The sequence below is a fragment of the Cerasibacillus sp. genome (assembly GCF_036516575.1).
Lineage (GTDB): Bacteria > Bacillota > Bacilli > Bacillales > Amphibacillaceae > Cerasibacillus.
Genome location: NZ_DATBTY010000049.1, coordinates 1 through 9,537, shown reverse-complemented (window position 1 = coordinate 9,537; position 9,537 = coordinate 1). Strand labels below are relative to the sequence as shown.

Here is a 9,537-nt window from a genome sequence, read left to right as displayed (position 1 = left end):
TGATGAAATATGTAGGATTGGCGCTCATGTTCATCGGTTTACTGTTTGTAGTACGTCAGCGTAAATATGAATAATCGTAACAGCTACAAGATTCGATAAGTTTAACCAGAATGATCCAATACCGGTCATTCTGGTTTTTTTTGTTTGTAGATAACAAAGAACCGAAGTAGAATAAAGTGAATTTAAAGCATGAAAATAGTTACTTGAAACACTTTTAAAATAAAATGAAATTAAGTGTTGCATTTTTCAGAAAGTAAAGATAAAATGAATTCAACATAAAGAAAGCGCTTTACCATTAGGTGCTTATTTTCTATAAAAGGAGTGAATTCATGAAAGCAATTGTAAAAGTGCAAGAAGGTAAGGGGAATATTAAGCTTTTAAACATCAAAGAGAAAGCGCTTAACCTAGGAGAAGCGAAAGTGAAAGTGGCGTTTACAGGTATATGTGGAACCGATTTGCATATTTTTCATGATACATTTAAAAGTTATCCCCCTGTCGTTTTAGGCCATGAAAGTTCAGGAATTGTGGAAAGTGTTGCTGAAGATGTTAAACATATTCAAGTCGGCGATCGAGTAGCTATTTTAGGATCTACGGAGCAAACATGTGGAGTTTGTTCTTACTGTCGCACTGGTTTTTATATGTTTTGTGACACACGACGAGGAATGGGACATGGTGTAGATGGTGGATTTACAAAATACGTCACCATTAATAGTCAAGTTCTTTATAAGCTACCTGATCATATCAGTTTAGAAGAGGGAGCACTCGCGGAGCCTTTAGCATGCGCTGTGCAAGCGGTGGAAGAATTAACGACAATTCAGGCTAGCGATACTGTGTTAGTGACAGGACCCGGACCTATTGGTTTATTAACTTTAGCTTTATTAAAGTTAAAAGGCTGTCGTATTATAATGACTGGCACGAACGCTGATGAAAAGAGAACGACGATTGCGCAACAATTGGGAGTACATCATTATATTAATGTAGAAAAGCAAGATTTAACATCAGAGGTTAAGCGCTTAACCCTAAATACAGGAGTGGATGTGACCATTGATTGTTCAGGATCTCCTCATGCGATTCGTTCATGCTTTGAGCAGTTGAAGCCTTTAGGAAAACATATTCAAGTTGGAATTGTCGGAGAAGCTTTTGCCTTTGATTTTGACTTAATTACGTACAAACAATTGCAAGTCTTTGGAACGCTGGCTCATTCATTTTCCACTTGGGAAAAAGTGATGAACTTGTACGAACAAAATGAAATTCAATTGAAACCAATTATTACAAGTATTCAAACGTTAGACAATTGGGAGAACGCATTTACTTCTTGTGAAAATAAAGAAGAAGCTAAAGTGTTATTGAAATATGAATAATCAAATGGGAGGCACTACAATGAAAAAAATAGTATCAGGTTTTTTAATGACAATGGTGATTTTTATGTTAGCAGCTTGTTCAGGGGATAAGGAAGAGAAGCCAAAAGATACGGGTTCAAAAGAAGGTACAGGTAAGCAAGTCGTATTGGATTTGAGTATTCCAGAACCGGAAGATGCGAAGTTCGGTTTAACAGCAAAGGCATTTCAAGAAGAGTTAGAGAAAATTACAGATGGTCAAATGACAGTGAAAATTCATCCGAATAACTCATTAGGTGGAGAACGAGAAGTGTTCGAATCAATGGGAATGGGTGCGGTCGATATGGCCATTCAGTCAGCAGGACCGATGGGGAACTGGAATCAAGAATTTAATATTTTAGATTTACCATTTTTATTTGATAATAGAGAGCACGTTTATGCAGTGCTTGACGGTGAAATCGGTGATGAATTGAATGCGATGTTTGAAGAAGCAGCGAATGTTAAAATTTTAGGTTGGATTGAAAATGGTTTTGTTGCGACGACATCTAATCAACCGATTCAAAAAGTAGAAGATGTCGCTAAAATGAAAATCCGTGTTCAAGAAAATGAAATTCAAATTGATACGTGGAAAGCATTCGGAGCGGACCCTACACCGATGGCTTGGACAGAAGTGTTTACAGCTCTTCAACAAGGTGTCATCGATGGTCATTCTAATTCATTAGCGACGATTAAGTCATCAAAGATTTATGAAGTGCAAGAAAGTGTCGCTTTATTAGAAGATCGTTTTAGTGCAGCACCAATTTCTATCGGGACAGCTTCATTTAATCGCTTAACAGAAGAACAACAAAAATCATTAGTAGAAGCAGCACAAATAGCTGTAGAAAAAGGAAGACAATTTAACCAGGACAAAATTGAAGAGGCTCGTGCATTTTTAGAAGCAGAAGGACTTACGATTACAGAACCAGATAAGGATAGTTTCAAAGCGAAAGTAGATGACGTTTACAATAAGTGGGCACCAAAATTAGGAGAAGATTTAATAGAACGTATTCAAAATTACGAATATTAATGACAAACAGAGGACTCAAGAGGAGGGAATATATGAAAAAAATAGGGAAAGTATATTTGAATTTAATGGATCATGTGAATACAATTATCGGTTACTTATTAGCATTGTCTTTGTTTTTCACTACGATGATTACGTTTTGGCAAGTTGTTTCACGCTTTATTGGCTCCTCTTTGAGTTGGTCTGAAGAATTAACACGTTTTTTAATGATTTTTATGATTATGTTAGGTGCGGCGATTGCTCATCGGAAAAACAAATTAATTTCTGTAGAAATTGTCGTTGAACAATTAAAGGGTTGGATGAAAGAAGTTAGTTTTTATTTGATGCATCTATTTTCGATTGTGTTTTTTATCGTATTAATTGTATATGGCATGAATTTAGCGTCTAATTTTACAAATCAAATTGCACCTGGAACAGGCATTTCGATGAAATATATTTATATGTCACTCCCAATTGGTGGAGGATTAATGTTATTAAATTCTCTCGCGAGTTTAATAGAGCATTGGATGAAAGGGGATGAAACTTCATGTTAATCGCATTTTTTATTTCACTATTCGTTTTAATGTTTTTAGGAGTACCGATTGCGATTTCATTAGGGCTCTCTACCGTACTCGGCATTACGATGCATGAAGTGATTCCTTTAGAAACAGTACCACAACGTATTTTTGTATCTTTAAACTCATTTCCATTAATGGCGATTCCGTTCTTTATATTAGCGGGGAATCTCATGGGTGCTGGCAGCATGTCGAAGCGTCTCGTCAATTTTGCAAGTTCTTTAGTGGGGCACTTTACAGGTGGCTTAGCAATGGTAGCGATTGTGACATCAATGTTTTTTGCAGCAATCTCAGGATCAGGCGCTGCAACTACTGCAGCCATCGGATCGATTTTAATTCCAGCGATGGTAGCAAGAGGCTATAAAATTGAATATGCTGCAGCGAATCAAGCGGTTGCAGGCGCTTTAGGTATTATTATACCTCCGAGTGTCGCGATGATTTTATATGGAGTGGCCGCCGAAGTTTCTATTAGTGATTTATTTATCGCTGGAATTTTACCAGGATTTTTAATTACAATTTCTTTATTAATTAGCGCCTTTTTTATCGCTAAGAAAAACGGTTATCAAGGAACAGAAAAACAACCATTTCCAAGTATTGTGAAAGCATTTTTTGAAGCTTTCTTCGCAATTTTAATGCCTGTCATTGTTTTAGGAGGTATTTATTCTGGTTTCTTTACCCCGACAGAAGCGTCAGTCGTAGCAGTTGTTTATGCACTTGTAGTCGGTTTATTCATTTATCGAGATATTACAATTCCACAATTAGCAGTCGTGTTTAAAGATAGTGCAATTAGTAGTTCGATTATTATGCTTGTCATCGGTGCGGCAGGATTATTTGGTTTCTTCATTGGAATCAATAGTGTACCGGATATGATTTACGACACAATTTCTTCATTCATTACGAATAAGTACGTATTTTTACTAGTCGTTAATATTATTTTATTCTTTACAGGAATGTTTTTAGAAGGTGGAGCAGCTATCTTAATATTAGTGCCACTATTGTTTGGAACGGCGACTAATTTAGGTGTAGATCCCGTTCACTTTGGCGTCATCATGGTTGTGAATTTAGCTTTAGGATTAGTGACACCGCCTGTTGGGATTGACTTATTCGTCGTGTCTCAATTAACCAATTTGAGTATCGTGCGAATCGCTCGGTATGCGATTCCGTTAATTTTAATATTAGTGTTAGATATATTAATTATTACGTATTTCCCACCATTATCAACATGGTTACCTTCTCTATTAAAGTAAAGGAGTGATTGATTTGAAAGCAGCAGTATTGACCGCTTTAGAGCGAGTGGAAGTGCAAGAACAATTGGAGCCAGTATGTGGTGTAGGAGAAGTGAAAATTCGAATTGAAGCGGTAGGAATTTGTGGTTCGGATGTGCACTATTATCAACATGGTCATATTGGCAAGCGTTCTGTACAATTTCCACATGTACAGGGCCATGAAGCAAGTGGGGTCGTGATTGAAGTAGACTCTTCCGTAACGACTATTCAAGTAGGAGATCGTGTCATCATAGAACCAGGGATTCATTGCGAAACTTGTTCTTATTGTAGAGAAGGACGATATCACTTATGTGAAGCGATGTATTTTTTATCGACACCTCCAAACCCAGGCTTATTAAAGCAAATTGTAACTGTGCCAAGTCGCGTCGTATTTCCGATAGTAGATGAATTGAATTTTGAAATTGCTACTTTAGCGGAGCCTTTATCTGTAGGAATCCATGCTTTAAGAAGAGCGGATTTGAAACCTGGTCAGACCGTTTATATATCAGGCATGGGGCCTGTAGGTTTAGTGACTGTTCTCGCCGCTCGCGCTTTTGGAGCGGGGGAAATTACTGTAGGAGATTTTCAAGAGGATCGGTTAACAGTAGCAAAGAAAATTGGAGCGATGCATGCTCTTAATGTTCGCCATGAAAAATGTGTGGATGAATCATTTGATGTCGTCATAGAAACATCTGGATCTGGAGTAGCTTTAAATGAAGCTGTTCGAGTGACAAAAAAAGGTGGTACAATTGTAGCAGTCGGATTCCCTTCGAAAGAAGTGCCATTAGATATTATTCAAATGATTCAAAAGGAAATTGATTTAAAAACGGTTTATCGTTATGTTCATACGTTCCCGTTAGCTTTAAAAATTCTTGAACAATATCCGCACGAGGCTTCTCTCCTCATTACTTCTATATTTCCTATGAAAGAAGTGCAAGAAGCGATGCAACGTGCGACGACACTTTCACATAATGATATTAAGATAGTGGTGAAACCGAACGACTAGTGACGTGAAAGGGTGGTAAGTTTTTTGAAAGTGACGATTTATGACATTGCAGAAAAAGCAGGTGTGTCGATTGCGACGGTTTCGAAAGTTATTAATAATAAAGGACGCATCAGTGTAGAAACACGAGAAAATGTTTTGGCGGTAATGAAAGAGTTAAATTATCGACCGAGCATTATCGCAACAGCATTGACAGGTAAAAATACGAATACACTCGGGTTATTAATTCCTGATTTAGCAAACCCTTTCTTTGCTGAACTCGCAAGAAGCATTGAAGATAGCGCGAAAGATCTTGATTATAATGTCGTGATTTGTAATACAGATTATAGTTCAGTAAAAGAAAGCGAGTATATTGATTTACTCATTCAAAAACAAGTGGATGGATTTATACTAGCATCTGGTTTTGAACAGATGAAACCTGTTGAAACATTGATTGAACGGAATATACCTGTTGTGATTGTAGCACGTGAACTACCAGAATTTGCAGTTATGTCTGTAGCAAATGATGATTACTATGGTGGATATTTAGCAGCGCAACATCTTGTGGAACAGGGGCATCAATATATCGGTATACTCGGACGTGACTTATGGTCAAACCGTGAAAGAATACGTGGTTTCAACACCTATTTGGAAGAACAGGAAATTCCATTATGGCCTAATTTTAAATATATTGAAGGTGTGGAACATGTCGAAGAAGCGATTAAGGAAACTCGTCGTTTGTTAAGTGATGCGAAGCGACCTACAGCGATCTTCGCTTGTAATGACTTGCTTGCAGCGGGTGCCATTCGAGCTGCAAGAGATTTAGATTTTGAGATTCCGGAAGATTTAGCAATTGTCGGATACGACGATACGTCGATTGCAACAATTGTTCAGCCAACTTTAACATCTGTAGCACAACCCATTCCAGAAATAGGCGCAGCATGTATTTCATTAATCGTAAATAAAATTCAAGGGATTCCTGTCCAAAATAAAAATTTGAAATTTAACCCTACTTTGATGATTCGTCAATCTACTTAATAAAAAGGACTGCATATTATGAAAAAAAATATACTCATTGTGCAATCTGGCGGGCCAACAGCAGTTATGAATGCGACTTTACAAGGCATTGTCGATTATATTGAAACAAATTATTCTGAAATGCATGTTTTAGGAGCATTAGGAGGGATTGAAGGAGTATTGAATGAAGATATTATTTCTCTTTCTTCTCCTTCCCCTTATCAACATATTAAACAAAAGCCAGGAGCTATTTTAGGAACAAGTCGCTATCGCCCATCGGAAGAACAATTACAAAGGTGTTGTACAATTTTTCAAAAGTGGGAAATCCGTTATGTCTGTATGATTGGTGGCAATGGAACGATGCGTTTGACAAAGCGGATTGGTGATTATTGTCCTGACACGATCATCTTTGGATTTCCACAGACGATCGATAACGATATATTCGGCACGACGATTGCGCCTGGCTATTTAAGTTCTGCCAAATACTTAACCGAAACATTGCACAATATGTCGCACGATATATTGAGTTACCGTAAGCGTCAAACCATTGAAATTGTGGAAACGATGGGGCGTACTGTCGGATGGTTAGCAGCGAGTTGCCAACAATATATTCATGCGAGTAATGAAAAAATCCATACCATTCTTTTAATTCCCGAAGTTTCGGTTTCTTATGATCAATTATTAAATGAGATTTTATATGCCATTCAGCGAGGGCAATCGATTGTTTGCATAGTAGCAGAAGGAGTCGTTGCTTATCCTCAAAAAAGAGATGAAACAATCGGTCAGACTTTAAAACGTTTACTACAAACTTCAATTTCTACGATTGATATTAAATATACAAATCCAGGTATACTTCAAAGGTGTACGATTCAATCATTGTCTCCAATGGATGTCGACTTAGCTTATAAGCAAGGACAATATGGCATTCAACATATGATGAAAGGGAAAAGAAATCAAATGATTTCTAATTATTTTTTAAATGGGAAAGCGCTTTACCAAACAGTTCCATTAAGTCAAGTTATTCATAAAGATCACGAAGTTCCAAAAGATTGGTACGATGATTCAACATTGCAAATGAATGAACAATTTGATTCTTTTTGGCGAAATATGAACACGATTTATGAGGAGGAAGTATAAATGGAGATTAAACAATTGGAAACGAGAGCAAAGCAAATTCGTAGCACAATTCTTGAAACGATTCATCAGGCAGGAGCGGGACATATCGGAGGTCCTTTATCCGCAGTAGACGTTTTGAATTATTTATATTTTAAAGAGATGAACATTGATTCGAAAGATGGACGAAAAGAAAATAGAGATCGCTTTATTTTATCGAAAGGTCATTCGGCTATCGCACTATATACTGTATTAGCGTATCGTGGATTTTTGCCTATGGAAGAGTTAACAACTTTCGATGCTTTAAATTCACGTTTACAAGGGCATCCAGATATGACGCTTCTTCCTGGTTTAGATATGTCAACGGGTTCTTTAGGACAAGGTTTGTCTGCAGGGTTAGGTATGGCGCTAGGGGCAAAAGCACAAAATGCATCGTTTAGAACGTACTGCATGATTGGTGACGGTGAATCACAAGAAGGCCAAATTTGGGAAGCAGCAGATGTTGCTTCAAAATATGGTGTCGATAATTTAGTTTGTATCGTTGATAATAACCGACTTCAGCAATTTGGGTGGAGTGATGATCAAGTGACGCGCAACGCACCGCTGGAAGATCCGTCAGACCGTTGGAAAGCATTTGGATGGCATGTGATTTCTATAGACGGTCATTGTTATGACTCGTTAGATCAAGCATTTAAAGAAGCGCGCGAAACAAAAGGAAAACCGACAGTCATTATTGCCAATACGATTAAAGGAAAAGGAGTAAGCTTCATGGAAGGCGCTTATTTATGGCATTCGAAAGTACCGACTCAAGAAGAACTTCAACTCGCATTAACTGAATTAGAAACGGAGGGAATGGAAGGATGATAAACATTCAAAAAGGCGCAATGCGTGATCGTTTTAGTAAAGTCATTTTAGAGCTTGCTGAAAAAGATGCACGGGTGTATGCAGTAGACGGAGATTTAGCAAATTCGACAAAAACAGACGTAGTTGCGAATCAAAAACCAGAAAAATTTTTACAGATGGGAATTGCGGAGCAAAATATGTTAAGTGTTTGTTCAGGTTTAGCTTCAACAGGTTTGCAACCGTGGGCTGTAACATTTGCAGCATTTTTATCAAAACGTGCGTTGGATCAAATTCAAGTACAAATCGCTCAACCACGATTAGATGTGAAAATGGTTGGCGCTTATAGTGGCTTATTGACAGGATTAACAGGGAAGACGCATCAAGCTTTAGAAGATATTGCGATTTTTAGAACATTAGCAAATATGGTCGTCATTGCACCTGCTGATAATGTGGAAGTGGAGAAAGCGATGCGTGCTGCGAATGATTATGATGGACCAGTTTATATTCGTTTAGCTCGAGATGAGTATCCTTATCTTTTTGCTGAGGATTATGATTTTAAAATTGGCCGAGCGGTAACATTGAAAGAAGGGACAGATGTATCGGTTATTGCGACTGGAACACAAACAAGTCGTACGTTGGAAGCGGCAAAACAGTTAGCAGATGAAGGAATTTCAGTTGAAGTTGTGCACATGCCGACGATTAAACCTTTAGATGAGGCGGCGATTTTAGCAACGGCTCAAAAAACAAATCTCATCGTAACGGCTGAGGAACATAGTATTTTAGGTGGGCTTGGAAGTGCCGTAGCAGAAGTGCTTGGTGAACAACGACCGACGAAGATGTTACGAATCGGCGTGGAAGATCGCAATGCAGAATCGGCTCCGAATGAACAATTATTAGAGAAATATGGCTTATCTGTTTCTTGTATGGTGCGTAAAATAAAAGACTTTTATAACAAGGCTTGATGTGACAAGATGAAAGAAAAGGAGGAGAGAACATGACTTATCGAATTGCAGTAATTGCAGGGGACGGGATTGGGCCTGAGGTGATTGCTGAAGGAATTAAGGCAATTGAAGCTTTAACGACACTGCAAGAAAAGGGAATTCAATTTGAATTCGTTCATTTACCGTGGGGCTGTGAATATTATTTACGTGAAGGACGGATGATGCCTGAAGATGGCATGGACGTATTGCGTGAGTTTGACGCTATTTATTTAGGTGCAGTTGGATATCCTGGTGTACCGGATCACGTCTCATTATGGGATTTATTATTAATTATTCGGAAGCAATTTGACCAATACATTAATTTACGCCCGATTCGTTTATTGAATGGTGCACCGACTGTATTGAAAGAAGGAACGGTTGAT

The 9,537-nt window shown here is 37.9% G+C and carries 10 protein-coding genes; all 10 read left to right on the top strand.

The annotated features are described in order from the left end of the window. Positions 1-329 precede the first annotated feature (329 nt). Positions 330-1,361, top strand: a complete 1,032-nt coding sequence (locus VIG73_RS08940; RefSeq protein ID WP_331641126.1) for a zinc-dependent alcohol dehydrogenase — start codon at positions 330-332, stop codon at positions 1,359-1,361. A gap of 19 nt (positions 1,362-1,380) precedes the next feature. Beyond that, the gene (gene dctP / locus VIG73_RS08935; protein WP_235961093.1) at positions 1,381-2,403 is read left to right on the top strand and encodes a TRAP transporter substrate-binding protein DctP; all 1,023 of its coding nucleotides are present in this window, start codon (positions 1,381-1,383) and stop codon (positions 2,401-2,403) included. A gap of 32 nt (positions 2,404-2,435) precedes the next feature. Then, on the top strand, positions 2,436-2,933 hold the full coding sequence (locus VIG73_RS08930) for a TRAP transporter small permease (RefSeq protein ID WP_194562843.1): 498 nt from the start codon (positions 2,436-2,438) through the stop codon (positions 2,931-2,933). Continuing rightward, on the top strand, positions 2,927-4,201 hold the full coding sequence (locus tag VIG73_RS08925; RefSeq protein ID WP_194562842.1) for a TRAP transporter large permease: 1,275 nt from the start codon (positions 2,927-2,929) through the stop codon (positions 4,199-4,201). Before VIG73_RS08930 ends, VIG73_RS08925 begins: the two co-directional genes overlap by 7 nt. 13 nt (positions 4,202-4,214) lie before the next feature. Beyond that, positions 4,215-5,225: an NAD(P)-dependent alcohol dehydrogenase gene (locus VIG73_RS08920; protein WP_194562841.1), complete on the top strand. Its 1,011-nt coding sequence runs from the start codon at positions 4,215-4,217 to the stop codon at positions 5,223-5,225. A gap of 30 nt (positions 5,226-5,255) precedes the next feature. Then, on the top strand, positions 5,256-6,239 hold the full coding sequence (locus tag VIG73_RS08915; RefSeq protein ID WP_328799641.1) for a LacI family DNA-binding transcriptional regulator: 984 nt from the start codon (positions 5,256-5,258) through the stop codon (positions 6,237-6,239). 18 nt (positions 6,240-6,257) lie between these two features. Next, the gene (locus VIG73_RS08910) at positions 6,258-7,355 is read left to right on the top strand and encodes a 6-phosphofructokinase (RefSeq protein ID WP_194562839.1); all 1,098 of its coding nucleotides are present in this window, start codon (positions 6,258-6,260) and stop codon (positions 7,353-7,355) included. After that, the gene (locus tag VIG73_RS08905; RefSeq protein ID WP_331641120.1) at positions 7,356-8,195 is read left to right on the top strand and encodes a transketolase; all 840 of its coding nucleotides are present in this window, start codon (positions 7,356-7,358) and stop codon (positions 8,193-8,195) included. Continuing rightward, on the top strand, positions 8,192-9,136 hold the full coding sequence (locus tag VIG73_RS08900) for a transketolase family protein (RefSeq protein ID WP_331641118.1): 945 nt from the start codon (positions 8,192-8,194) through the stop codon (positions 9,134-9,136). The genes VIG73_RS08905 and VIG73_RS08900 overlap by 4 nt, the downstream gene beginning before the upstream one ends. A gap of 32 nt (positions 9,137-9,168) precedes the next feature. Beyond that, positions 9,169-9,537: isocitrate/isopropylmalate family dehydrogenase (locus tag VIG73_RS08895; protein ID WP_331641116.1), on the top strand; the 369-nt coding region annotated here is incomplete at its 3' end.

Coding starts and splice junctions, on each gene's coding strand:
- VIG73_RS08925 (WP_194562842.1), top strand. CDS start 2,927: ATGTTAATCGCATTTTTTATTTCACTATTCGTTTTAATGTTTTTAGGA.
- VIG73_RS08940 (WP_331641126.1), top strand. CDS start 330: ATGAAAGCAATTGTAAAAGTGCAAGAAGGTAAGGGGAATATTAAGCTT.
- VIG73_RS08900 (WP_331641118.1), top strand. CDS start 8,192: ATGATAAACATTCAAAAAGGCGCAATGCGTGATCGTTTTAGTAAAGTC.
- VIG73_RS08930 (WP_194562843.1), top strand. CDS start 2,436: ATGAAAAAAATAGGGAAAGTATATTTGAATTTAATGGATCATGTGAAT.
- VIG73_RS08910 (WP_194562839.1), top strand. CDS start 6,258: ATGAAAAAAAATATACTCATTGTGCAATCTGGCGGGCCAACAGCAGTT.
- dctP (WP_235961093.1), top strand. CDS start 1,381: ATGAAAAAAATAGTATCAGGTTTTTTAATGACAATGGTGATTTTTATG.
- VIG73_RS08905 (WP_331641120.1), top strand. CDS start 7,356: ATGGAGATTAAACAATTGGAAACGAGAGCAAAGCAAATTCGTAGCACA.